At 29.8% G+C, this 24061-nt stretch carries 24 protein-coding genes and 1 tRNA gene; 10 read left to right on the forward strand and 15 right to left on the reverse strand.

Annotated elements, in window-relative coordinates; translation table 11 throughout:
• Window positions 1–37 precede the first annotated feature (37 nt).
• Window positions 38–1093: an AbrB family transcriptional regulator gene (locus DT059_RS00105; protein WP_168189247.1), complete on the forward strand. Its 1056-nt coding sequence runs from the start codon at window positions 38–40 to the stop codon at window positions 1091–1093.
• Window positions 1086–2168 (forward strand): 2-methylaconitate cis-trans isomerase PrpF family protein, encoded by a 1083-nt coding sequence (locus DT059_RS00110; RefSeq protein WP_145595723.1) that lies wholly within the window; start codon window positions 1086–1088, stop codon window positions 2166–2168. Before DT059_RS00105 ends, DT059_RS00110 begins: the two co-directional genes overlap by 8 nt.
• Here DT059_RS00110 and DT059_RS00115 read toward each other — a convergent pair.
• Complete coding sequence (locus DT059_RS00115) at window positions 2165–3106, reverse strand: glycosyltransferase family 9 protein (RefSeq protein ID WP_145595725.1); 942 nt, start codon at window positions 3104–3106, stop codon at window positions 2165–2167. The genes DT059_RS00110 and DT059_RS00115 overlap by 4 nt on opposite strands.
• A gap of 32 nt (window positions 3107–3138) precedes the next feature.
• On the opposite strand from DT059_RS00115, the gene DT059_RS00120 reads away from it, so the two are divergent.
• Entirely contained in the window at window positions 3139–3528 is a 390-nt protein-coding gene (locus tag DT059_RS00120; RefSeq protein ID WP_023855079.1) for a DUF6165 family protein, read from the forward strand.
• Here the strand turns inward: DT059_RS00120 and DT059_RS00125 are convergent.
• From DT059_RS00125 to DT059_RS00160, 8 genes are read right to left on the reverse strand one after another with little or no spacing between them, the layout of a single operon-like run.
• A complete protein-coding gene (locus tag DT059_RS00125) occupies window positions 3518–4306 on the reverse strand; it encodes a phytanoyl-CoA dioxygenase family protein (protein WP_145595727.1) in 789 nt (262 codons plus the stop codon). The genes DT059_RS00120 and DT059_RS00125 overlap by 11 nt on opposite strands.
• Window positions 4307–4308: 2 nt before the next feature.
• The gene (locus DT059_RS00130; protein ID WP_145595729.1) at window positions 4309–4986 is read right to left on the reverse strand and encodes an ABC transporter permease; all 678 of its coding nucleotides are present in this window, start codon (window positions 4984–4986) and stop codon (window positions 4309–4311) included.
• Complete coding sequence (locus DT059_RS00135; protein WP_145595731.1) at window positions 4986–5678, reverse strand: ABC transporter permease; 693 nt, start codon at window positions 5676–5678, stop codon at window positions 4986–4988. Before DT059_RS00135 ends, DT059_RS00130 begins: the two co-directional genes overlap by 1 nt.
• Window positions 5679–5722: 44 nt before the next feature.
• Window positions 5723–6574, reverse strand: coding sequence for a transporter substrate-binding domain-containing protein (locus DT059_RS00140; protein ID WP_145595733.1), 852 nt, complete (start codon window positions 6572–6574; stop codon window positions 5723–5725).
• 59 nt (window positions 6575–6633) lie between these two features.
• Window positions 6634–7674, reverse strand: coding sequence for an adenosylmethionine decarboxylase (gene speD, locus DT059_RS00145; RefSeq protein WP_145595735.1), 1041 nt, complete (start codon window positions 7672–7674; stop codon window positions 6634–6636).
• A gap of 4 nt (window positions 7675–7678) precedes the next feature.
• A complete protein-coding gene (locus DT059_RS00150; protein ID WP_145595737.1) occupies window positions 7679–8344 on the reverse strand; it encodes a class II aldolase/adducin family protein in 666 nt (221 codons plus the stop codon).
• Complete coding sequence (mtnA, locus tag DT059_RS00155; RefSeq protein ID WP_145595739.1) at window positions 8341–9411, reverse strand: S-methyl-5-thioribose-1-phosphate isomerase; 1071 nt, start codon at window positions 9409–9411, stop codon at window positions 8341–8343. Before mtnA ends, DT059_RS00150 begins: the two co-directional genes overlap by 4 nt.
• Complete coding sequence (locus DT059_RS00160; protein ID WP_145595741.1) at window positions 9408–10280, reverse strand: S-methyl-5'-thioadenosine phosphorylase; 873 nt, start codon at window positions 10278–10280, stop codon at window positions 9408–9410. The genes mtnA and DT059_RS00160 overlap by 4 nt, the downstream gene beginning before the upstream one ends.
• 41 nt (window positions 10281–10321) lie before the next feature.
• On the opposite strand from DT059_RS00160, the gene DT059_RS00165 reads away from it, so the two are divergent.
• The 4 genes from DT059_RS00165 to DT059_RS00180 all read left to right on the forward strand — a co-directional run bounded on the left by DT059_RS00165 (window position 10322) and on the right by DT059_RS00180 (window position 14263).
• Window positions 10322–10849, forward strand: coding sequence for an adenine phosphoribosyltransferase (locus DT059_RS00165; RefSeq protein ID WP_145595743.1), 528 nt, complete (start codon window positions 10322–10324; stop codon window positions 10847–10849).
• Between the two features lie 24 nt (window positions 10850–10873).
• Window positions 10874–12352 (forward strand): hypothetical protein, encoded by a 1479-nt coding sequence (locus tag DT059_RS00170; RefSeq protein WP_145595745.1) that lies wholly within the window; start codon window positions 10874–10876, stop codon window positions 12350–12352.
• A gap of 10 nt (window positions 12353–12362) precedes the next feature.
• Complete coding sequence (locus DT059_RS00175; protein ID WP_145595747.1) at window positions 12363–13061, forward strand: glycosyltransferase; 699 nt, start codon at window positions 12363–12365, stop codon at window positions 13059–13061.
• 167 nt (window positions 13062–13228) lie between these two features.
• Window positions 13229–14263 carry a GMP reductase gene (locus DT059_RS00180; RefSeq protein WP_145595748.1) on the forward strand — a complete coding sequence of 345 codons (1035 nt, stop codon included), beginning with the start codon at window positions 13229–13231 and terminating at the stop codon, window positions 14261–14263.
• Between the two features lies 1 nt (window position 14264).
• On the opposite strand, the gene DT059_RS00185 is transcribed toward DT059_RS00180, so the two are convergent.
• From DT059_RS00185 to DT059_RS00210, 6 genes are all read right to left on the reverse strand, one after another.
• Window positions 14265–14783 (reverse strand): phosphoribosyltransferase, encoded by a 519-nt coding sequence (locus DT059_RS00185; protein WP_145595751.1) that lies wholly within the window; start codon window positions 14781–14783, stop codon window positions 14265–14267.
• A 6-nt stretch (window positions 14784–14789) separates the two neighbouring features.
• Window positions 14790–14866 (reverse strand) — tRNA-Met (locus DT059_RS00190).
• A gap of 57 nt (window positions 14867–14923) precedes the next feature.
• Window positions 14924–15133 carry a hypothetical protein gene (locus DT059_RS00195; protein ID WP_145595753.1) on the reverse strand — a complete coding sequence of 70 codons (210 nt, stop codon included), beginning with the start codon at window positions 15131–15133 and terminating at the stop codon, window positions 14924–14926.
• A 50-nt stretch (window positions 15134–15183) separates the two neighbouring features.
• On the reverse strand, window positions 15184–17625 hold the full coding sequence (locus DT059_RS00200; RefSeq protein WP_145595754.1) for a GcvT family protein: 2442 nt from the start codon (window positions 17623–17625) through the stop codon (window positions 15184–15186).
• Between the two features lie 2 nt (window positions 17626–17627).
• A complete protein-coding gene (gene ald / locus DT059_RS00205; protein WP_145595756.1) occupies window positions 17628–18746 on the reverse strand; it encodes an alanine dehydrogenase in 1119 nt (372 codons plus the stop codon).
• A gap of 9 nt (window positions 18747–18755) precedes the next feature.
• Window positions 18756–20102: an aminotransferase class III-fold pyridoxal phosphate-dependent enzyme gene (locus tag DT059_RS00210; protein WP_145595758.1), complete on the reverse strand. Its 1347-nt coding sequence runs from the start codon at window positions 20100–20102 to the stop codon at window positions 18756–18758.
• A gap of 197 nt (window positions 20103–20299) precedes the next feature.
• Between DT059_RS00210 and DT059_RS00215 the strand changes: the two genes are divergently transcribed.
• The 3 genes from DT059_RS00215 to DT059_RS00225 all read left to right on the forward strand — a co-directional run bounded on the left by DT059_RS00215 (window position 20300) and on the right by DT059_RS00225 (window position 24050).
• Window positions 20300–21241: an ABC transporter substrate-binding protein gene (locus DT059_RS00215; protein ID WP_145595760.1), complete on the forward strand. Its 942-nt coding sequence runs from the start codon at window positions 20300–20302 to the stop codon at window positions 21239–21241.
• An 86-nt stretch (window positions 21242–21327) separates the two neighbouring features.
• Window positions 21328–22125, forward strand: coding sequence for an ABC transporter ATP-binding protein (locus DT059_RS00220; RefSeq protein WP_023855054.1), 798 nt, complete (start codon window positions 21328–21330; stop codon window positions 22123–22125).
• Window positions 22125–24050, forward strand: a complete 1926-nt coding sequence (locus tag DT059_RS00225; protein ID WP_145595762.1) for an ABC transporter permease subunit — start codon at window positions 22125–22127, stop codon at window positions 24048–24050. The genes DT059_RS00220 and DT059_RS00225 overlap by 1 nt, the downstream gene beginning before the upstream one ends.
• Window positions 24051–24061: the final 11 nt, after the last annotated feature.

The raw sequence follows: 24061 nt of genomic DNA on the forward strand, positions 1-24061 counted from the left end.
AATTTAAAATATAATTTAGTTATAATTTTTTTTAAAAATGATTGATGAAATTAAAAATATTGTCAAACAGAGCTATTTAGCACTTTTAATTGGCGCAATTGGAGGATTATTTGCATCTATTATCAATATGCCATTACCTTGGTTGCTAGGTCCTTTGTTATCAAATTTGCTTTTATCTTTTACAAAAATTAAAATAACTTTTTCAAAAAAACTTCTTAGTCCTATTTTTTTAATAATAGGAATTATTATGGGAGGAACCTTAAATGTTTCTTTACTTTATAAAATACATTTATGGATATTTTCATCCTTATCTATGATTGTTTATGTTTTTATCAGCACAATTATAATAACTTTTTATTTTTTAAAAGTTTGTAAATTTGAAAAAATGAATGCAATTTTAGCTGCATTACCTGGAGCTTTTGTTCCAATTTCTGCTGCATTATTAGAATTAAAAAACAATAATAACAAAAGAGTTTTGGTTCCTCAGGCTACAAGAGTAATTTTTATTGTGTGTATGCTACCTGTGATTTTTATTTATCAAATGGGTAATGCTGAAATACAAGGCTTGGGAAATCAAAACATTTATAATCTTAAATATTTTATTGAAATAGTGCTGGTGTGTTTTGCCTGCTATATTTTTGCTTTGTTTCTAAAAAAATTTAATATTCCATCCTCTACTCTATTATCAGGTATGATTATTTCAGGAATTTTGTATACGCTCGAATTTATTAACGCAAGATTTCCAGATATTTTTATTAATATATCTTTTATATTTTTGGGTACAGCTTTAGGAAGTAGATTGAATGGTTTAAAGATTAAAGAATTGTTATTTTATATTTTTCACGGAGTAATTATCACAATAATTTTAATGACCCTGGCAGCTTTTGCATCTTATTTTCTTGAAATTGCTTTTGGGTTTGATTTTTTACCAACTTTTTTAAGCTTTGTACCTGGTGGTATACATGAAATGGTTATAATAAGTGTAGCTTACAATATAGATCCTATATTTGTTAGTTATCATCATTTCTTAAGAATAATATTAATTGTACTTTTAATTCCATTTATAATAAAAAAATTTAATCATAATGAATGATCAAGTTAAAATTCCATGTATGTTTATTAGAGGTGGTACTTCTAGAGGTCCTTATTTTTTAAAAAGTGATCTCCCTAGTGACATAAACAAAAGAGATAAAATTTTACTAGCAGCTATGGGCTCACCAGATCTAAGGCAAATTGATGGACTAGGAGGAGCTGAGCCTGTTAAAAGTAAAGTTGCAATTATAGATAAATCTTCTGAAGAAGGTATTGATATAGATTATTATTTTGCCCAAGTAAAAATAGATAAACCTATAGTCGATACCAAACCTTCTTGTGGAAATATTCTTGTGGGAGTTGGTCCTTATGCAATTGAAAAGGGATTGGTTGAGGCAAAAAATGGTGAAACATCAGTTATTGTTAGAGATAAAAATACAGGCATGAAAATTGAACAAATTGTTCAAACACCAAATAAACAAGTCCAATATGATGGAAATTTCAAAATTGATGGTGTTCCTACACCAGGATCACCAATTAAACTTAAGTTTTTAGATATAATAGGTTCACAAACAAATAAACTTTTTCCATCAGGAAATAAAATTGATGAAATAGATAAAATTAAATTTACTCTTATTGATTGCGCAGTTCCAATGGTTATTTTTAAGGCTACAGATTTAGGTTTAAAAGGATCAGAGAGTTTCGAACAGTTAAATGAAAACAAAACACTTATTGAAAAAATGAATACAATAAGGATTAAAATTGCAAAAAAAGTAGGATTAGGAGATGTAACTAATTCTGTTTTACCTAAAACTGCAATTGTTATTAAGCCTGATAAAGCAGACATCAAATCAAGATACTTTATGCCATGGGATTGCCACCCTGCTTATGCAGTAACCGGCTCTATGGCTTTGTTGGGTGCTTGTAAATCTAGAGATACAATTTGTTCTGAATTCTATGATAATTATTCTGAGAGTGGTGAATTCGAAATCGAACATCCATCAGGAAAACTCAAACTTAATTTCAATATAGTTTATGAGAATGAAAATATTAGAGATATTAATGTAATTTCTACAAGAAATGCGAGATTAATAATGTCTGGTGATGTTTACATTAAAAAAAGTTTAATAGACTAATTAAGTTTTTCCGATAATTTTTCAAAAACTTTTTCTGCTGAAAGTTTTGATAATTCGGGGGCTTGTATTGCTTTAAAATTTTCCCTTTCAATACTTACTTTAAAAGGAGTTGTGTGAGATCCAAATAAAGCGATTCCTTTTGAACCTAAATGAGCTGTCATATGTGCTGGTCCAGTATCATTAGCAACAACAAATGAACTATCTTTAATTAATGTTGCTAACTGAGAAATATCTAAGGCTTTGCCATTATCTAAAACGCAAAGTGCATTAATATTTGACGCTTCTTTAATTTCACCTGGTCCAGGTGCAATTACTACTTTAAATTTGTTATCTAACTTTTCATTAATCATAGAAATTAACTCATTATAATAAGGCCATTTCTTTGAAGTTAAATGAGGAGAACAAAAAGGAAAGAGAAGAATGTATTTATCTAATTGATGGTGATTTTTTATTTGAGATATGTCTGTTGTGCTCCATGAAAAATCAGGTTTCAAAGTATGATTTGTATTTATGCCTGAGGATTTTAACTGATGATCAAATCTAGATAGAACAGAGTCTTTATCAAAATCTTCTTTTGTAGTTCCTTCGGGTAAAGTGGTTTCTGTAGATGACCATGTATCTTTTGTTGCTTTTGGAAATAAAATTTTTTTATAAAAAGCTGTTCTACTTGAGTTTTGTAGATCATAAACTTTAGAAAAATTATATTTTTTTATATTTTTCATTAATGAATATAAATAAATGAGGTTTAATCTTGATAACCGCTTGTCTAAAATGACATCAGAAATATGTGGATTTTTTTTAAATAAATCAAAGTATGGTTTAGTTGTGAGCAAATGAATTTCATCTTCTTTATGATTCTCAGAAATATCTTGAATTGCGCCACAAGCTTGAGCTATATCACCCAAAGATCCATGTTTAATGATTAAAATATTAGACATATTTTTAACAATTTAACATAGTATAAAATTTAATGAATAAAATTATAGTAGAAGTATCGGTTGGCGAGCTTTTAGACAAAATTTCAATCTTAGAAATTAAAAAGGAAAAAATCAAAGATCCTGAAAAACTAAAATTTATATCGAATGAACATTCGATTCTTAAAGATCAGTTAGAAAAAAATGTTAAATCTGACGATAAACTAAATAAACTATTCCAAGATTTAAAAGAAATTAATGCCAAGTTGTGGGTTATAGAAGATGACAAAAGAGATTGTGAAAAAAATAAAGACTTTGGCGATAAATTTATTAAATTATCAAGGGATGTTCATTTTTTGAATGATGATCGTGCAAAAATTAAATTGGAAATGAATAATCACACTGGATCAAGTATTAAAGAAATTAAAGAATATACTAGCTACTAAAAACTTTAGGGAACCAATCATCTCTCATCAAATCTCCCGTTTTTAAATTAATTCCATCAAATGGAGGTGATGTTGGCCCTCCTCTATTAATATATTTTACATCATCTCCTATAAATCGCATCGAAAATGCTCTTCGTGATTTAGAGGAATTATTTCCTGTTGAACCATGTACAGTTTTAAAGTTAAACAAAACAGCATCTCCCAAACTTAATTCTGGGATTAAAATGTTTTCTTCAAATTCTTTTAATGATGGTAAATCCATGAAAGAAGTATCATCATCATACCAAGATTGGTTATTTGACCATTTTGTGGGTCTAATTAACTTTGACCATTTGTGTGAACCTAAAATTAATTTAAGATTATTTTTATGATCAACCTCATCTAATGGTATCCAAAAACTTCCAGTATCGTTACCATCAACACAATAATAAGGCATATCTTGATGCCATGGTGTTTCTTTATGAGTACCTGGATCCTTAATAAAAATATGATCATGAAAAATTTGAGTAGATTTAGAATTAGTTGCTTCTGCAACTATTTGAGCTCCAGGTGAATTATATAAACAATCCTTGAATTCTTCTATCCTCTCCCAATTACAATAATCCTCAAAAAATCTTCCGTTATCATTAGTTACATTTTCTCTCCCATGCTTACTTGGACTATCTAAAACCTTTTGAAATCCTTTTCTAAGTGGCTTAATCCAATTTTTAAATACATTTTTAATTATTATTAAACCATCATTTTGATAATCATTAATTTGTTTCTCTGATAAAAACATTTTTATTGTTGAAAGCTGTATTTTTTCTCTAAATATTTAATCACATTATGAATGATAAAAGTCATGAACAAATAAATTCCACCAGCAACAATAAATACTTCGATTGGTTTAAAAGTTGTTGAAATTATATATTTAGCAACACCAGTTAAATCCATTAAAGTTACTGTGCTTGCTAAAGAAGTTCCTTTCATCATCAATATGATTTCATTTCCGTAAGCAGGTAATGACTGTCTAATGGCAATTGGAATTTGAATTTTATAAAAGATTATTTTGTTTGATATTCCTAAGCTTTTTCCGGCCTCAATTATACCTGGTTTTATAGTTTGAAATGCAGATCTTAAAATTTCAGAGGTATATGCGCCAGTATTTAAAGTAAATGCTATTATTGCACACCAATAAGGTTCTTTTAAAATTATCCATAGAAATGTTGTTCTTAAATATTCGATTTGTCCTAATCCAAAATAAATTATAAAAATTTGGACCAGTAATGGTGTTCCTCTAAATATATATGAATAGCCATAGGCAAATTTATTAATAAATATATTTTTATTTAATCTTAAAATTGCAAAGAAAAGACCTAGGAATAATCCAAAAAATAATGATGCGGATAATAATTTTAAAGTAACTAGCGTTGCTCCTAAAAGTTTAGGAAAACTAGTTATCATTAAATCAAAATCCATTAATAACCCCTGCTATACTTAACTTCTAATTTATTAATTAATTTCATACTCACGTAAGTAAGCAGTAGATATAAAACTGCTGCAAATGAATAGAAGAATAGTGGATCTCTAGTAGATCCTGCTGCAATATAAGACTGTCTCATTATTTCTACTAATCCTGTTACTGAAATAAGAGATGTATCTTTTAATGTTATTTGCCAAACATTACTTAGATTTGGAATAGCTAATCTTAACATTTGAGGTAAAATTATTTTATAAAATTGACCAAACTTATTTATTCCAAGAACCTTTGCAGCTTCAAATTGACCTTTGTCTATAGATTGTATAGCTCCTCTAAATACTTCTGTTGAATAAGCTCCAGAAATAATACCAATAGCCATCGAACCAGTAATAAAGGCATTAATTTCTATGTATTCATAATAACCAAAAATAGAAGCTACATACATAATGGCGCCACTTCCTCCAAAGAAGAAAAGGTATATGACCAGTAGTTCAGGAACTCCACGAATAACTGTGGTATAAAAATTACCAACTAAATTTAAAGTTTTATATTTTGAAAGTTTTAAAGGTGTAAAAATTAATGCAAAAAAGAAACCAACTAGCATTGCTGTAATTGATACAGCTATTGTCATCAAGGTTGCGTAAAATAATTCATCACCCCAACCTGTTTTACCAAATGCGAGAAGTTCCATATAGATTGGCGACTATATATTATAGTCGCCAGATCTGAAATTAATTACATAGAAGCGTCGAAACCAAAGTGCTTAATAGCAAGTTTGCTAATAATTCCTTGTTTTCTAGCTTTATCAATTGCTTTGTTAAAGTCTTTTAAGATTTTGGCATCTCTTTTTCCAATAGCACTATCGCTAGCTTGTCTAATACCAACACCTACACCATTACCAAATGCACCACCTGAAAAAGTTGGTCCAACTAATACAACAGGTTTACCAGATTTATCTGCATAATCAGTAAATGCTACTGCTGCGGCTAAAGCAACGTCACATCTTCCAGAAGTAAGATCTAGGTTAACTTCATCTTGAGTTTTATAAGTTCTAACATTTACACTTCCTACATCACCAGACTCTAAAAAGTTTTGGTGAATTGTTCCTGTTTGAGTACAAACAGTTTTACCAGCAAGTGCTCCTGTTAATGTTTTAAGAGCTTTTTTAACATCAGATCCACCCAATGATAAATTAATACCTTCTGGTGTATCCATACCCTCTAAACTTGAACCTTTCATTACTGCAAGAGAAGCTACTTCATCAGCATAACCTTGTGAAAAAGTAATTGTTTTTTGTCTTTCAGCAGTAATAGACATTCCAGCCATTATTGCATCAAATTTTCTCATTACTAGAGCTGGAATCATACCATCCCAATCTTGTTCAACAATTGTGCACTCATACTTCATAATTGTGCAAAGTTCTTGGGCAAGCTCTACCTCAAAACCAATAAGATTACCTGATGCATCTTTTGAATTCCATGGAGGGTAAGCGCCTTCAGTTCCAATTTTTATTTTTTCAGCAGAAACATTCCCAATGATAAATAAAGAAGCAAGAACTGTTAAAATAGTTTTTTTGAATATATTCATTATTTTCTCCTTTAATTAGGAACAATTATTTCACAGTTTTAAATAAGAAAAAAGAAAAATTAATGATTAATTGATGAAGAAAAATTCCAAGAGCAATCAAAACTAGGTATGTAAACTCTTGATAATTTTGCATTACCAAAGTTTTGATTAAAAACATTTAACCAATTTTCAACCTGCTGTGGTTTTTTATCCTGGCTTCCTACTTGAGCCGTAATAACTCCCTTTGGTTTTAATATTCTGACTAACGAGTCCATATTTTTTGCAGCTAAATCTATACAAAATTGATCATCATTTAGATCTACAAATATATGATCGTAAGTATCATCACTTACTGATTTAATGCTTTCAAAAGCATCACCCCATACACATTTCACTGAATTTTTTTCTGTTGCTTTTTTTCCAATATCTCCAAGGTGTTTATTGCAAACATCTACAACTTCAGGATCAAGCTCGTACCAATCAATAAAGTTAAAATTTTTTGAGATACATTCTCTTGCAACTCCTCCATCTCCACCACCTATAATTGCAGCTCTTTCGTTATCTTTGTTTAAATTTAAACCAGAACCAACGAAAGTAGAGCTATATAAATGTTCGTCAGTAGCGGCAACTTGTATCTCACCGTCTATAAATAAAGACTTACCAAATTGTTCTAAATCTAAAATCTCAATATGTTGACCTACTTTAGATTTAAAATCTTCTAAAACATCATTTACTACATATGATTTTTGTAAGCCTGGTGAGCTATAGATGTCATGATAAAGAGATTTTGTGTCTCTATTAAATTCTTTTTTAACTATTCTTTTGTGTTCAAATTCTTTTTTTATTATATCAATTGCAACTGATGGACTTACTTTGCCACAAGTAAAAAAATCAAAGCTAATAATTCCTTTTTCTGGAAATGTATGAAAGCTAATGTGACTTTCAGCTAATAATGCTAAAATTGTAAAACCTTGTGGTTCAAATTTATATTTTGAAATATTTAAAATTGTTACTTTTGCAGCTTTTGCAATATCATGAATTACTTTTTCAAATACAGATGGATCATACTCTTTAGTTGTTCCAATGATGTCTAGAGTAATATGCTCCCCAACTTTAGTCATATAACTAACTACTTTTATAATTTTTAACTTTTTCTAAGATTTTTTTCATTTCAGCTAATGAAAGATTCTTAGGTTCACCCATCTTTAAAGCAATAATATATTGATGGCAAATATTTTCTACCTCTTGAGCAAGCTCGAAAGCTTTAGATAAATTTTCTCCAAATGCAACCTGTCCATGGTTCGCCATAAGACATGCCTTTCTATCTTTTAAAGCTTTAATCATATTCACTGAAAGTTCATGGGTACCAAAAGTTGCATATTCAGAGCATCTAATATCTTCACCGCCCGCAAGAGCAATCATGTAATGAAATGGTGGAATAGATTTTCCATGAGTAGACACTGCTGTAGCATGAGGTGAATGAGCATGGACTATTGCTTTTGCCTCCCACTTGTTTTTATAAATATCTTGGTGAAAACGCCATTCTGATGATGGGTTTTTTCCAGAATTAAACCAAGATAAGAAGTCTTTTTCCTCGGTTAAAGATAAAAAAACAATATCTTCTGGTTTTAAAGACTCATACTTCTTCCCAGATGGAGTTATAAAAAAACCCTCAATACCATCTTCAATTCCTCTCACAGAAATATTTCCTGATCTTAAAGGAGATAAGTTAGTTGTATTCAGTTTAATTGAATACTCAATTACCTCTTGTCTTTCTTTTAAATTTTTCATTTAAATAATTTGCTTAATCCATCGAAAGAAGCTTCTGAAATCCCTCTTTCAGTAATTAATCCTGTTACATATTTTGCAGGCGTAACATCAAAAGCTAAATTCATAGCTTTACTTTTAGTAGGGTAGATTAAAACTTTTTTAATTTCATTATTCTCATCTATACCTTCAACATGAGATAATTCCTCTGAATTTCTTTCTTCAATGGGAATATCTTTTGCATCTTTGATATCCCAATCAATTGTTGAGCTTGGAAGAGCCACATAAAAAGGAACGTTATTATCATGAGCAGCTAATGCTTTAAGATAAGTTCCAATTTTATTACAAACGTCTCCATTGGATAAAGTCCTATCAGTACCTACAATGCAAATATCAACTTCACCTCTCTGCATTAAAATACCCCCTGTATTATCAGCAATAATTGTGTTTGGAATTTCCTCTTCGTTTAATTCGTATGATGTTAAGTTTGCGCCTTGATTTCTTGGTCTTGTTTCATCTACCCATACATGAACTGGTATTCCTTTTTTATGAGCATGGTAAATTGGCGAAGTTGCTGTTCCCCAATTAATAGTTGCTAACCAACCTGCATTACAATGTGTTAATATGTTTACTGTGTCTTTCTTTTTATTATAAATTTCTTCAATTACTTTTAATCCATTAATACCAATATTTTCACAAAATTTTTCATCTTCATCACATATTTCTTTTGCCTCATTTAAAGCAATACTTAATAGTTGATCACTGTTAATTCCTGTTAATTTTTTTATCATTCGGTCTACAGCCCACTTTAGATTAATAGCAGTAGGTCTTGATTGAATTAATTCTTTTGCACTTTTTTTTATAAATTCTGTATCATTATTTTCTTGAACTGCCAAAGCTATACCATAAGCAGCTGTACCGCCAATTAGAGGTGCGCCTCTTACCTCCATTATTTTAATTGCGTTAATTGCATCTTTTATTGTCTTTAGTTCTTTAATTACAAATTGGTGAGGAAGTTTTGTTTGATCAATAATCTTAACAACATTATTTTCAAACCATATAGTTCTATACTCCTTTCCTTTTATTCTCATTTATTTAAAACTCTACCTGCTATATTTTTTAATTTATCTACAGTCTTTTTTGTTCTTTTTTCTGGTGCAGTGATAATTGCCACATCTAAACAATTGTTTGTTGGGTCATTAGGATCAATATGATCTTCAAAATTATCAATCAAATTTCTAATCATAACCTTTGCTTTTTCTGCGTTTCCTGACAAAACTTTAATTACTTGCTTAACATCAACATTTTCATGATCTGGATGCCAGCAATCAAAATCTGTTATCATAGATACTGAGGCATATCTAATTTCAGCCTCTCTTGATAATTTTGCCTCAGGCATATTTGTCATTCCAATTACATCTGCTTTCCAAGATCTATATAAATTAGACTCTGCTAATGTAGAAAATTGAGGCCCTTCCATAACAACATATGTTCCGTTTCTTTGATAGTCTATATTTGATTTTTTAATTGCATCTTCACATGCATTCATCAAGCCATTTGAGGTTGGATGAGCCATTGATACGTGAGCAACAATCTCATCATCAAAAAAAGTTTTATTTCTTGCAAAAGTCCTATCGATAAATTGATCTACAATTACAAATTTTCCTGGAGTTAAATTTTCTTTAAGAGAGCCAACTGCTGATACAGAAACAATATCAGTCACACCTAGCTGCTTAAGTACGTCTATATTTGCTCTGAAATTTATATTGGAAGGAGAAACAAAATGTCCTCTTCCGTGTCTTGGTAAAAAATAAACTTCTTTATTATTATATTTGGTTTTTAAAATTTTATCAGATGGTTTTCCCCATGGTGATTGTAAATCGAGTAATTCTCTATCTTTGAATTCCTCAACATCATAAAGACCGCTTCCACCAATTATTGCTAATTTATTTGTTGTCATACTTAAAAAATTATTTATTTATACTTTTATATTTAACTATTATGAACTTAAAAAAATATATTAGATCAATACCTGACTATCCAAAAAAGGGTATATTATTTAGAGATATAACTACCTTAATCAAAGATGAAAATGCATTTGCAGAGACAATTAATCAAATTATTGAAAGATCAAAAAAATATAATTTTACAAAAATAGCAGCCATAGAATCTAGAGGTTTTGTTTTTGCATCTGCTATTTCATATATTTTAAAGAAACCATTTATAATGCTTAGAAAAAAAAATAAATTACCAGCAGATGTTTACTCAGTAGATTTTGAGCTTGAGTATGGTACAGCAACAATAGAAGTGCATAAAGATTCTATAAATGAAAAAGACCAAGTTTTAATAATAGATGATCTTATTGCAACCGGAGGTACAGCTGAAGCAGCTGCAAAATTAGTTGAAATTTCTAAAGGAAAAGTTGCTGCATTTATTTTTGTAATAAATTTATTTGACTTAAAAGGATCTGACAATTTAATTAATAAAAAATATAATGTAGAAAATTTAATAGAATTTCCAGGACATTAAGAGATCTATTTAAATAAAAAAAATATGCAATTTAATTTTAAAGAAGACAAAATATTTATATATTCTATAATTTTTATTTTAAGCGTAGCATCAATTTTAAGATTTTATAATCTAAATTTTGACGATCTTTGGGCTGATGAAATTTTTTCATTTTGGATTGCGGATCCAAGGGTTTCTCTTAGTGAGACGTTGAATAGGGCATTTAGCTCTAGTTTAAATTTTTTCTATGATGTTGGGCTAAAATACTTTCACATGATTTTTGACTATGATGTATATGTTTCTAGATATTTTTCTCTTTTAATAAGTATATTGTCTCTTATTCTATTTGCTTTTTTACTTTTAAAAATTACCTCAAAGGAATCCGTAATTTTTGGAATTTTTATCTTATCTATAAATTTATATCACATAAAATATTCTCAAGAATTAAGATCCTATATTCTTACATTTTTTTTTACATTAATTTTTATTTTATTTAATTTTAAAGGTAAGGAAACTTATACAAAATTTAAAATATTTAATTTTTTAACTAGTATAATTATTGTATTCCTAATGTATTGTAATCATGCGTTCACAATTTTGATAGTAGGCTCATTTGTTTTTTATGAATTTTTAAGAATAGTGAAAGAAAAGAAAATTAACAAAAATAGTATTTTATTAATTTTATCTTATGTGTGTGTAACTTTAATATTTTTAATATTTTATTATCAAACTACATTAAAATTTGTTGATCCAGATACAATGAATGGGTTATCGCTTAATTGGTTAGAACTACCTAAGGCAAGTTTTTATACAAACTTTTATTTCTCAGAGTTCTTTGGCTCTAGACTTTTAGGCCTAATACATCTATCAGTATTATTGTTTTGTATTTTTAAATTTAGAAAAGAAATATTTTCAGAAAATTTCAATATATTTACATTTTTTGTTTTTTTAATTTTTTTTTCATATTTCATACCATTAATTTATGGTTACTTATTTGGACCTGTTTTATTGGGAAGATATTTGGTGTTCTTGCTGATACCAATAATTTTTTTACTATCACACTTTATTTTTAAAATAAAGAATAGAACATTGAAATATTTTTTTATAATATTAATTGCTGTAACAACAACAGTTAATCATTTTTTATATGAAAATACATTTAGGCAATTCTATACCAAACCCTTCCACACTAAACCACAAGTAAAGCAAAGCTTTGATTTAATTAATGATTCAGATATAAAATTTTTAACAATTAAGATGCTAGACGAAGATTTCAATCATACAAATGATGTTTATGAAAATTATGTTGTCAAATACCTTGAAAAAAAAGAACTCGATATTTACTACTACAATTATCAGAAAAATAATATTCAACCATATCAAACTTGGATGTTGTATTTTAGAGATATAACTAATGATGATTTTGTAATTCCACACGAATTTGAAAATTATGAAATTTCACAAAAAAAAAATTTAAATAGATTAACTCTTGTGAAGTTGAGAAAAATCACGAATACTAAATAGTTATTTAAAAATGTATTTATCAATAGTTATTCCTGTATTTAATGAAAAGAATAACATTGAAAAACTTATCAGAAAAATAAATTTAATTTTAAAAAAAAAAAAAATTGAAATAATTGTTGTAGACGATTCTTCAACAGATGGCACAACTCAATTATTAAGAAATATTCAAAAAAAATATATCAATTTAAAAGTTATATATAGAAAAAATAAAAAAAGAGATTTGTCAAAATCTTGTGCGTCTGCTTTTGAAAAATCTAAATTTAAAAAAATAGTTGTCATGGACGGTGATCTTCAGCACGACCCAATTTATATACCAAAAATGCTGAGTATATTTGAAAAAAAAAAATGTGACATAGTAATTGGCTCACGAAATCTCATTAATAAAAGAATTAAAAGTTTAAGTTTTTTTAGACAATTATCCTCTTACTTTATTATTAAACTAATTGGAATTTTGTTTGAAAAAAAAACAATTGACCCAATGAGTGGTTTTTTTTTATTTCATAAAAAAATATATATTAGAAATAAAAAAAAATTATATCTAAATGGATTTAAAATTTTAACTGATCTCATATACTCTCAAAAAAACCTGATAATTGAAGATTTAATAATTAAATTTAATTATAGAGTAAAAGGCAAAAGTAAATTAAATTTAAGAGTTCTATTGCTTTTAATAAAATTTATATTTTTAAAATTTTTTAAAATTATTTAAAATAACAACTTGTTATTTATATTGTTTAAAATTGATTATGAATTCCCATAAAAAAACTAGTAATAACTAAGAATTTAAAAGTAATTTTAAAATTTAGTTATATTGAAACTTATCCACAGGTTATATATTGATTTGAAATTATTTTTTATGAATATAACCTAGTATTTATGAGAATTGAAGAAGAGTTAAAACTTGATTATTCGGATGTGTTATTTAGACCAAAAAGAAGTACTCTCAAAAGCCGTAAAGATGTCAATTTATTAAGAACTTACAGATTCAAATATAGTAAAAACGAATGGTCAGGTATTCCAATTATGGCAGCAAATATGGATGGGGTTGGCGAATTAAGTGTTGCTGAAAAATTAAATGAATATGGAATGATTACATCGTTAACAAAACAACATGACGTTAAAAAAATTAAGCAAAATAAAAATATTAAAAAGATATACCCTAATATTGCACTAAGTGTTGGCATTAAAAAAGAAGATTTTCAAAATTTAGACAAGGTATTAAAAGAATTTAGTTTTTTTAAATTTATTTGCATTGATGTTGCTAATGGGTACACAGAGCATTTTACTAATTTTATTAAATCAGTAAGAGACAAATATCCCACTAAAACAATCATTGCTGGTAATGTAGTAACAGCAGATATGACTCAAGAATTAGTTCTTAGTGGAGCAGACATTGTTAAAGTTGGAATTGGACCTGGAAGTGTTTGCACAACAAGAATTCAAACTGGAGTTGGTTATCCTCAATTAAGTGCAGTAATTGAATGTGCTGATGCGGCACATGGACTTGGTGCACATGTGATTGCAGATGGTGGATGTACATGTCCTGGTGATGTTGCTAAAGGTTTTGGAGGTGGTGCGGATTTTGTAATGCTTGGAGGTATGTTAGCTGGACATGATGAGGGAAATGGTAAAATTATTAAAATTAATGGAGAAAAATATATAGAATTTTATGGATCTAGTTCTGAAGTTGCTAATAAAAAACACTATGGTGGACTATCAGATTATCGAAGTAGTGAAGGACGTAAAGTAAGAGTAAAATATAGAGGCAAAATTAACGATACCATTTTAAATATTCTTGGTGGTGTAAGAAGTAGCTGTACTTATGTTGGTGCGCCTTCACTGAAACAATTAAGTAAATGTACAACGTTCGTTAGAGTATCTAATCAGTTTAATGATAGTTTAATTAAATAATTTATTTTTCAAACTTAAAATCTTTTATATTTGTAGTTTCATATTTCTCAAAAGGCATATGTATCCAAGGAGAATCTTTTAAGTAATCTACAGAATAATCAGGTTTAAATTTTGAAGTTGATTTGTGCCATAGAACTGCGGTTTTGATTTTTTCATCAAAATAAAAACCATAAAAATGTTCTAACCATTTAATACTTTTTATTAAAGTTTTTCCTGAATCAGCTAAATCATCAACTAATAAAACATGTGATCCTAAATTTGGAGTAGTTTTTGCTAAATCTCTTGAAAAAGTAAACTGTCCTTGTTGATTTTTTATATCGTCACTATCACCATGGTAAGACTCAACAGATAGAATGGCTAAAGGGACATTAAAAAGTCTACTAAAAATATCTCCAACTCTTAATCCACCTTTTGCAATACAAATTATTTGATTAAACTTTAAATTATCATCATGAATTTTTTTAGCTAATTGCTCTATCTTTTTATGATAATCTTCCCAAGTTATATAAATATCTTTCATAGTTTTTGGTAGCGGGAAGTGGGATCGAACCACTGACCTCGGGCTTATGAGTCCCGCGCTCTAACCAACTGAGCTACCCCGCCTTAATCGATAAGTGGTTTATAATATAAATCTTTATTGTTTCAATAAACTTTTTTAAATTAAATTCTAAAATAAATAGCTAATGAGCTAACTAAACCAGCTAAAATAATTGAAAAAACAATTCTTTTTTTTAAAGTTCTTTTTTGATCTAATCGAACTCTATTTAGTAAAATATTTACGTTTGTAGTTTTAATCTTATCTACTTCAAAATCTTTATTTCTGGTAATATCAGTATTAAATAATGATGTGTCTTGATCGTTTTTTTTCACAACATATTTAACCAACTAATTAACTAAAACACAATAAAATTAAAAATTAACTAAATTTTTCTAAAATCTTTTGTATTTAGTGGTTTTGAAAGAATTTCGACTGGATATTTGATCTTCTCAACTTCTATAAACAAATTTTTATCTTTAAGCGTATCTATTGTGTTTCCTGAATTAACATAACCAAATGATAAATTTTTATCAAAACAAAATGAATAATTTCCTGAAGTTGTTCTTCCAATTATTTTGTCATCTAAATAAATGGGCTCTTCATGTAGCAACAATGGTGCTCCAGGTTTGCTATCCTTTAGCGTAAACATCATCATTGTTTTATCTAATGGCTTATCTTTGATCTTTAATAAAGCATCTTTACCTATAAAATTAACATTTTTTTTATAGCTTATCGTAAACTTTAATCCTGCTTGATACTGGTTTTCTTCTGGTGAAATATCATGGCCCCAATGTAAAAAACCACTTTCCATTCTCATTATATCCATTGCATGCATACCGCAATGAGATAAGCTAAAGTTTTTACCTTCATTAGTTAAAATTTTATATAAATCCAAAGCATCGTTTTTATTTACGTATAATTCAAAGCCAAGTTCACCCACATAAGATATTCTTTGTGCCCAAACTTTTATATTCTCAATCAATACATTTTTTCCTGATCCAAATTGAAAATTTTCTGATGAATAATTATCATCACTAATCTTTTGAATCATTTCTCTACTTTTAGGACCAAATAAACCAAGACAACAAATCTCTTCTGTAACATCGATAAATTCAACATCTTCAGATAAATATTTTAAAATATGAAATTTATCTCTTTCTCTAGTTGCTGCTGAACTTACTATTCTAAAATAATTTTTATCAATACAAACAACAGTTAGATCTGTTTCAATACCACCATCCTCGTTTAGCATGTGTGTATAGGTAGATTTGCCAATTTCATTTTTAATGTTAGCTGTACAAATTTTTTGTAAATCGCTATGAACTTTCTTACCTTTTAAATCAAATTTAGAAAAAGTTGAAAAATCAAATAGTCCAACATTTTTTCTTGCATTTATGGTTTCATGTTTTGCTGATGGATACCAATTTTGATAGTTAAAGCTATATTCATATTCTGGTTTTCCATTTAAGGAATACCACATTGGTCTTTCGAACCCTCCTGTTACACCAAAACATGCACCAGCTTTTTTTAATTCTTCGTGATAAGGTAATAATTTTTCATTTCTTGAAGTTTCGTGTTGTTTGTAAGGCCAATGCATCCCATAAAGATCTCCTAAGGTTTCAGTAACTCTATCCATGATAAATTTTTTAGATGAATGAAACTTTTGAAATCTTTTTATATCTAGCGAAAATAAATCTTCGTTTATATGACCATTAATCATCCATTCCGCAGTTACTCTTCCTGCTCCTCCAGAGCTTGCTATTCCAATACTGTTGAATCCACAACATGTATAAAGATTTTTAACTTCTGGTGTTTCTCCAAGTAAATATTGAGTATCAGGTGTAAACGACTCGGGCCCTGAAAAAAATTTTCTTATACCTGCGTTTTCCAACATTGGTAACCTATGAAAAGATTTTTCAAGGTAAGGCTCAAAATGATCAAAGTCATCAGGAAATTCTCCAAATGAAAAATTATCAGGAACTCTTCCACTATCTTTAAAAGCAGGTTTTGCATTTGGCTCAAAAATACCAACCAACATTTTTCCAGCATCTTCTTTTAAATAAAGACAAGCATTATAATCCCTCAAAACAGGTAAATCTTTTGGAAGATCTTTCATTGGTTCAGTAATCACATAGAAGTGCTCATTAGGATACAATGGAACACTGACACCAATATCTTCTCCAATTTGTCGAGACCACATTCCTGTAGCTAAAACTACATATTCACAATCAATTTTTCCTTGGATAGTTTCAACGCCACATATTCTTTTATTTTTTACTAAAATTTTTTTTACTGGTGACTTCTCAAATATTTTAACACCTAACATTTTAGCAGCTTTAACCAATACATTGGTAACTCCAACAGGGTCTGCCTGACCATCCTTTGGCATATAAACACCACCGACTAGATCCTCAGTTTTTACAACTGAATATAATTCTTTTATTCTTTGTTTGTTTAAAACCTCAACTTCAACGTTAGATAGTTGTGCTGTTGTGGCTTGTCTTAATAACTCCTGCATCCTTTCTTTAGATGATGCAACTGTTATTGCTCCATTTTGTTTTAGACCAGTTGATAAACCTGTTGTCTTTTCTAGTTCTTTGTAAAGATCTAAGGAATATTTTCTTAATTTAGTAATTGTAGAAGTTGCTCCTAATTGACCTATTAATCCTGCAGCATGCCATGTCGTTCCAGAAGTAAGTTGGTCTCTTTCTAATAAAACTATATCTTTCCAGCCAAATTTAGCTAAATGATAAGCGCAAGAAGTACCTGCAACGCCACCCCCTATTACAACTACCTTTGCGCTTGAAGGATAGTTTTTTTTCATTTCTAATGTTTGATAGCTTCTCCAGGTTCAACAAAATTATGTCCAAAGACATCAGCAACTGCTTTGTAGGTTACTTGACCTTTATGAACATTTAACCCTGCTAAAAAGTTTTTATCTTCTCCAAGTGCTTTTTGATAACCTTTGTTAGCTAGCTTAACTAAGAAAGGTAATGTTGCATTATTTAATGCCAATGTTGATGTTCTAGGTACACCTCCCGGCATATTTGCTACGCAATAATGAACTACATCATCAACTATATAAGTTGGATCTCCATGTGTTGTAGGTTTACTTGTTTCTACACATCCACCTTGATCTATAGCAACATCAACGATAACCGAACCTCTTTTCATTGTTTTAATCATTTCTTTTGTAATCAATTTTGGTGCTTCTGCACCTGGAATTAATACTCCACCAACTAATAAATCAGCCTCAGCAACTAATTTATCTAAATCTGTTTTATCACTTTGTTCTGGAATAATTTTATCTCCAAACATTTCAACAAGTTGTTTTAATCTAGCTTCAGATTTATCTACAATATGAACTTTTGCCTGCATGCCAGTTGCAATCACAGCAGCATTTTCTCCAACAACTCCTCCACCCAATATAACTACTGTTCCGCCTGTTACACCTGGTGCACCACCTAACAACAAACCTCGACCACTTTGGTTTTTCTCTAAACAATGAGCGCCTGCTTGCACTGACATTCTTCCTGCAACAGCACTCATAGGTGCAAGCAAAGGCAATCTTCCATTATCATCTGTTACTGTTTCGTAGGCAATATTAATACTTTTAGATTTAATTAATCCTTCAGTTAATTCTTTTGCAGCAGCTAAATGTAGATAGGTATATACGATTTGATTTTCTCTAATCATATCAACTTCAACTTTTTGAGGTTCTTTAACTTTAACAATTATTTCTGCATCATTAAAGATGTCAGCTGCAGTATCAGCAATTTTAGCTCCTGCTTTTAAATATTGATCGTTCTCAAAACCAGCTTCAAATCCACCATTATTTTCAACTAAAACTTCATGTCCTTCTGAAACTAAAGTTTTAACACTATCAGGTGTTAAACCAATTCTATTTTCTTGTGGTTTTATTTCTTTAGGAACTCCAATTTTCATAAACGAAAATTAATTCTTTTTACTTTTTGCGTAATTTGTTATTCCAGTTCGAAGTTTTTCAATTATCTCATCAATGTGTTTTTTTTCACAAATAAACATTGGAGCAATGATTAAACAATCACCTGTAGCTTTGAAGTTTACTCCAGCTTCATAACAATGTTTAAAACAAGTAAATCCTGCTGCACCCGGTTTTTTATCCATAACAATATCAATACCACCCATCATTCCATAACCTCTGATGTTATCAACAACATCAATATCTTTTAGGGACATTAAACCTTCTTGGAAATAAGGTGCTAAATTTTTAGCTCTGTTAAAAATATCATCCTTTTCAATAATATCTTGTACTGCTAATCCAGCAGCTACAGAAATTGGAATTCCTGAATAAGTATAACCATGAAATAGTTCTATAGTTCCTTTAGGAGCATTTTCTGCAATAGCATCATAAATATCCTCTTTACATGCAACAACACCCATTGGACTAATTCCGTTTGTAGTAGCTTTTGCCATTGTCATCATATCTGGAGTTACTCCATACTCTTGTGATGCAAATGGAGAACCTGTTCTTCCCCATCCTGTAATTACTTCATCAAAAATTAAAAGTATTCCATGCTTATCACAAATTTCTCTTAATCTTTGTAAGTATCCTTTTGGTGGAACCAAAGTACCTGTTGATCCTGCAATAGGCTCAACAATACAAGCTGCAATATTTTCAGCTCCAAAGTTCATACAAATTCTTTCTAAATCTTCTGCTAACTCAACACCTGTTTCTGGTTGACCACTTACAAATTTATGTTCTGGCAAATGTGTATGTCTCATATGAACAACACCTGGCATTAAAACACTTGCAAAAGTTTTAACATTATTAACCATACCTCCAACAGAAGTCGCACCAATATTCATTCCGTGGTAACCTCTCTCTCTACCAACAAATCTAAATCTTTGACTGTCGCCTCTTGCTCTGTGATAAGCGATTGCAATTTTAATTGCAGTTTCAACAGCTGTTGAACCACAAATAGTATAAAACATTCTATTCAAGTTTCCTGGAGTATGTTTTGAAATTCTAGTTGCTAATTCAAATGATCCACCAAATCCTTGTTGGAAAGGTTGACAATAATCCAGAGTTTTTAATTGGTTTGTTATTGCTTCAATAATTTCTTCTCTACCGTGCCCTAAAGGATTGCAAAACAATCCAGAGCTTGCATCAATTTGAGTTTGTCCTTGATGGTTTTTTAAATACACACCTTTAGCTTCAACAATTAATCTTGGGTTCTCTTTAAAATCTTTGTTAGATGTAAATGGCATCCAGTGCTCATTTAAAGAATTTGGAATTGCTGTTTTATTTTGTGTGCTCATAAAAATTTCTTTCTATAAAAAGTGTTATTAATTTTCTAACTATTAGACTAAATCATTTTCATTGCTAGAAATATTTTGTCTACCATATTTGGTATTATAACTATACAACCTTGAATTGAATTATTTTTTTTTGTTTTACATCACTCTGAAATTGAATTTAAATGAGGTAATTTAATTAATTAAACATAGGGGAATAAATGAAAAAAATATTAAGTTTTATTCTAGGATCTATATTCGCACTTAACCTATCGATCTCAGTTGCAAATTCAGCTGCAAACGAAGTTAGAGTTGCGTACTTTCTAGAATGGCCTAGCCCAAATTTAGAGGACATGCAGAAGAAAAATTTTGCAAAAGCTCTTGGTGTTCCAGTTAAATGGACAAACTTCACTAACGGTGGAGCTATGACTGATGCAATGTTAGCAGGAGATATTGATATATCTTACTCTCAAGGATTAGTACCTTTTATCAATGCTGTAAAATCTAATGCACCTATCAAATTAGTTGATATTGCTATGGAATACGGAATGGGAGGAACTACATGTGTGACATCTAACGCTTCTGGAATTACAAAAGCAAACGCTACTGAATTAGAAGGTAAAAAAGTTGCTGTTCCACTAGGAACAATGGCTGAATATGTTTTTGATGAAAGTATGAAAGTTGTTGGTGCTGACAGAAGTAAAATGGACATTATTCAAATGGACCCAGAAGAAGGTGCTGCTGCATTAGTAAGCGGTGATGTTGTAATGGCGTGTTTATTTGGTGGTAATTCTATCAAAGCAGCAACTGCAGTTGGATCAAGACTTTTAACTGTAGATGAAGCTAGAGCAGCTGGTATCTTAGGTATAGATATCACTTCTGTTACAGATAAATTCATGAAAGAAAACCCAGGTATGTTAAGAACTTTCATCGAAGTTACTCATGAAGCTAATGCTAGATACAAAGCTGGTAAAGCTGACATGAACGCAATGGCGAAAGCTTCTGAAATGACAGTTGCAGATATGAAAGACACTTTAAGTGGTTTCAAATTCTTAACTCCAGAAGAAACTAAACAATCTATGGAAAGTGGTAATCTTGATGGTTTCCTAAAAGGAATGGGAACTCCAGGAGGAGCTGTAGATACAAGTTTCTTACCTTTATAATTTTAAGGGTTTAAAACTTTTTAAATAGGCACTGATTTTATAATTGGTGCCTATTTTTTTTATAAAATTTCTAATATAAGGCACTTATGAGTGATCTGATTTCTCAAAATCTGAACATGATTTTTAAAACTCCTAAAGGGGAAACAGTCCATGCTCTAAAGGATGTAAGCTTTACTTTAAAAAAAGGAGAGTTGCTTACAGTTCTTGGTCCTTCTGGTTGTGGAAAAACAACTTTATTAAATATTACTGCAGGATTTTTAAGACCTACTTCAGGAAAAATAACGCTTAACAATAATGAAATTGATGGACCTGGTGTAGAAAGAGGAATGGTTTTTCAACAAGGTGCTTTGTTTGAATGGTTAACGGTAGCTGAAAATGTAAATTTCGGACTCAGAATGAAAAAAGAAGATCCTGAAGTTACAGCTAAGAAAGTTGATGAGTGGTTAGATATAGTTGGACTTAAAGGTTTTGGTAACACACCTACCTATCAATTATCTGGAGGAATGCAGCAAAGGGTTGCGCTTGCAAGATGTTTAATCAATGATCCTGATTTGATTTTAATGGATGAACCATTAGGGGCGTTAGATGCATTAACAAGAGAAAAGATGCAGTCTTTAGTTTTAAAGATTTGGAAAGAAACAGGAAAAACTATTATCTTAATTACTCACTCTGTTGAAGAAGCATTGTTACTAGGAGAAAGATTGTATGTAATGGCACCAAGACCAGGGCGTATACATAAAGAGTACAATCTTCCATTTGCAGAAATGGGTCTTACACAAGATTTAAGAGAAATTAAAAAAAATAAAGAATTTTCATCTACAAGAGAAGAAATTTTATCCATGATTTGGAATATGGAAGAAGAAATAATGGGGAAAGATAATTAATGTTAACTCAATTTGTAACAATATTAATTATCGTTTCTGTTATTGGCTGTATTCTTTATGGGAGAAGATTAATCAGAACTGAAAAAGTTGATGCTGTATTTGGTAATCCAGAGAGAGCAAAAGGTGGAACCCACTGGGTAATAGTTGGAACTAGCGCAATTCTAATGTTATGGCTTTATTATTCATGGGATATTGCAAAAGGTTTTTATCCAAAATCTGCAAATGAATTATGCCAGGTAGCTAAAATTAACGAGTCGTTGTTAGGTTTAAAGTACCAATTCCCTATTGAAGAAAGAGAATTCAAAAGCACATCTATTATTAAAATTGAGAATAAAAATCTTGTAAAAATTGCAAATGAAATAAAAGCATCTCCAGATCTAAATGATCAACAAAAAACAATCCTTGTTAGCTACATTGATAGAACTTCTAAATTAATTCCTTTCTTAACAAGTGAAGAATTAATGGAAATGGATACCAAAATTAAACTTAAGGAAATGACAGAAGAAATAAAACTTCTAAGTTCAAATTTCCAAAAGAAAGATTATCCTTTTGAAACAGATGCTCAGAAAACTGAAAGACAAAAACTTATTGATGAACAAGGTGGTTGGGGAATTACAACAATAGATTCTGGAAGTGGTTCTATAGAAAATACAATAGAAATACCAACTGCACCACAAACTAACAGAGGTTTAAAATTTGCTGCAGCGGCGGCTGAACTAAAACTTATTGATGATAAATTTTTTAAACTAAGAAATCATAATCCACAATTTAAAAATGCAATTAAACAACTTAAAGATGACATTAAAGCTTATAGAAAAAGTTTAGATGACAGTCAGGAAATTGCATCTGATTATGCAAAGAACATTGTTAAAATTGCAAGAAGAATAGAGTTTGCAAGCATCTATCCACCTAATGCATTAAATGAAATGCAGGCAGCAATTGTTGAATTTGATGAATTACAAAATAAAGAGCAAGGCGGATTAAGATTAATTGATATCCTTTTATTCCCTGCTGGAACAATTGTTGCAAGTGGACCAACCTGTTCAGAACAGGGTTCAGGAAGATGGCTACCAAAACCATCTGATACTTTTAATAAATTCATTTTGATGTCAAAACCAAGTGTTGGCTACAAAAATATTCCTCTTTTATGGATTGAGATGGTTGATGTAAGTAAAATGATAGGATTTATTTTGCCAGATTGGATTGCAGATATATTACCTGGTGAATATCCAGTACATACTAAAGATGGAATTGTAAAAGAAAACTTTAAAAGTAATGTCTTAAAAGTTGTTACCGGTGATTTTAAACTATTTAAAGTACCTGTTCCATACGGACACATTTGGGATTCTTTTTTAAGAGTATTTTTAGGATTAATCTTTGGTATCATCATTGGTGTACCTTTAGGATTATTTATGGGTCTAAATAGATTTGCTAAAGGTTTCTTTGATCCATTAATTGAACTTTACAGACCTGTACCTCCTCTTGCATGGGCACCCTTGATTATTTCAGTACTTGGAATTGATAACTCAGGAAAAGTATTTTTGTTATTTATGGTCTCTTTATCGATTATGATTATATCTGCTAGAGCTGGTGCATCAGGAACACAACTTTCAAAAATCCACGCAGCCCACTCATTAGGAGCTACTAAAAAACAAATTTTAAGACATGTAATTTTCCCAAATTCACTTCCTGAAATTCTTACAGGAATTAGGGTGGCTGTTGGAATGTGTTGGGGAACTTTAGTTGCAGCTGAATTTTTAGCAGGTACTACTGGTATTGGTTTCGTAGAAAACGTTGCTAAAAAATACTTCCAGTATGAGGTTATTTGGATAACAATATTTATTATGGGTTTGCTAGGTCTTTTATTTGATATCACATTAAGAAAAATAATAGATAAAACTATTCCTTGGCGTGGAAAAGGATAAATGTTAAGGGG

The organism is Candidatus Pelagibacter sp. FZCC0015, assembly GCF_007833635.1.
Classification (GTDB): domain Bacteria; phylum Pseudomonadota; class Alphaproteobacteria; order Pelagibacterales; family Pelagibacteraceae; genus Pelagibacter.

Bases quoted from the DNA above. Each gene is read 5' to 3' on its own strand.
- DT059_RS00105 (WP_168189247.1), top strand. From the start codon at position 38: ATGATTGATGAAATTAAAAATATTGTCAAACAGAGCTATTTAGCACTT.
- DT059_RS00110 (WP_145595723.1), top strand. From the start codon at position 1,086: ATGAATGATCAAGTTAAAATTCCATGTATGTTTATTAGAGGTGGTACT.
- DT059_RS00115 (WP_145595725.1), bottom strand. From the start codon at position 3,106: ATGTCTAATATTTTAATCATTAAACATGGATCTTTGGGTGATATAGCT.
- DT059_RS00120 (WP_023855079.1), top strand. From the start codon at position 3,139: ATGAATAAAATTATAGTAGAAGTATCGGTTGGCGAGCTTTTAGACAAA.
- DT059_RS00125 (WP_145595727.1), bottom strand. From the start codon at position 4,306: ATGTTTTTATCAGAGAAACAAATTAATGATTATCAAAATGATGGTTTA.
- DT059_RS00130 (WP_145595729.1), bottom strand. From the start codon at position 4,986: ATGGATTTTGATTTAATGATAACTAGTTTTCCTAAACTTTTAGGAGCA.
- DT059_RS00135 (WP_145595731.1), bottom strand. From the start codon at position 5,678: ATGGAACTTCTCGCATTTGGTAAAACAGGTTGGGGTGATGAATTATTT.
- DT059_RS00140 (WP_145595733.1), bottom strand. From the start codon at position 6,574: ATGAATATATTCAAAAAAACTATTTTAACAGTTCTTGCTTCTTTATTT.
- speD (WP_145595735.1), bottom strand. From the start codon at position 7,674: ATGACTAAAGTTGGGGAGCATATTACTCTAGACATCATTGGAACAACT.
- DT059_RS00150 (WP_145595737.1), bottom strand. From the start codon at position 8,344: ATGAAAAATTTAAAAGAAAGACAAGAGGTAATTGAGTATTCAATTAAA.
- mtnA (WP_145595739.1), bottom strand. From the start codon at position 9,411: ATGAGAATAAAAGGAAAGGAGTATAGAACTATATGGTTTGAAAATAAT.
- DT059_RS00160 (WP_145595741.1), bottom strand. From the start codon at position 10,280: ATGACAACAAATAAATTAGCAATAATTGGTGGAAGCGGTCTTTATGAT.
- DT059_RS00165 (WP_145595743.1), top strand. From the start codon at position 10,322: ATGAACTTAAAAAAATATATTAGATCAATACCTGACTATCCAAAAAAG.
- DT059_RS00170 (WP_145595745.1), top strand. From the start codon at position 10,874: ATGCAATTTAATTTTAAAGAAGACAAAATATTTATATATTCTATAATT.
- DT059_RS00175 (WP_145595747.1), top strand. From the start codon at position 12,363: ATGTATTTATCAATAGTTATTCCTGTATTTAATGAAAAGAATAACATT.
- DT059_RS00180 (WP_145595748.1), top strand. From the start codon at position 13,229: ATGAGAATTGAAGAAGAGTTAAAACTTGATTATTCGGATGTGTTATTT.
- DT059_RS00185 (WP_145595751.1), bottom strand. From the start codon at position 14,783: ATGAAAGATATTTATATAACTTGGGAAGATTATCATAAAAAGATAGAG.
- DT059_RS00200 (WP_145595754.1), bottom strand. From the start codon at position 17,625: ATGAAAAAAAACTATCCTTCAAGCGCAAAGGTAGTTGTAATAGGGGGT.
- ald (WP_145595756.1), bottom strand. From the start codon at position 18,746: ATGAAAATTGGAGTTCCTAAAGAAATAAAACCACAAGAAAATAGAATT.
- DT059_RS00210 (WP_145595758.1), bottom strand. From the start codon at position 20,102: ATGAGCACACAAAATAAAACAGCAATTCCAAATTCTTTAAATGAGCAC.
- DT059_RS00215 (WP_145595760.1), top strand. From the start codon at position 20,300: ATGAAAAAAATATTAAGTTTTATTCTAGGATCTATATTCGCACTTAAC.
- DT059_RS00220 (WP_023855054.1), top strand. From the start codon at position 21,328: ATGAGTGATCTGATTTCTCAAAATCTGAACATGATTTTTAAAACTCCT.
- DT059_RS00225 (WP_145595762.1), top strand. From the start codon at position 22,125: ATGTTAACTCAATTTGTAACAATATTAATTATCGTTTCTGTTATTGGC.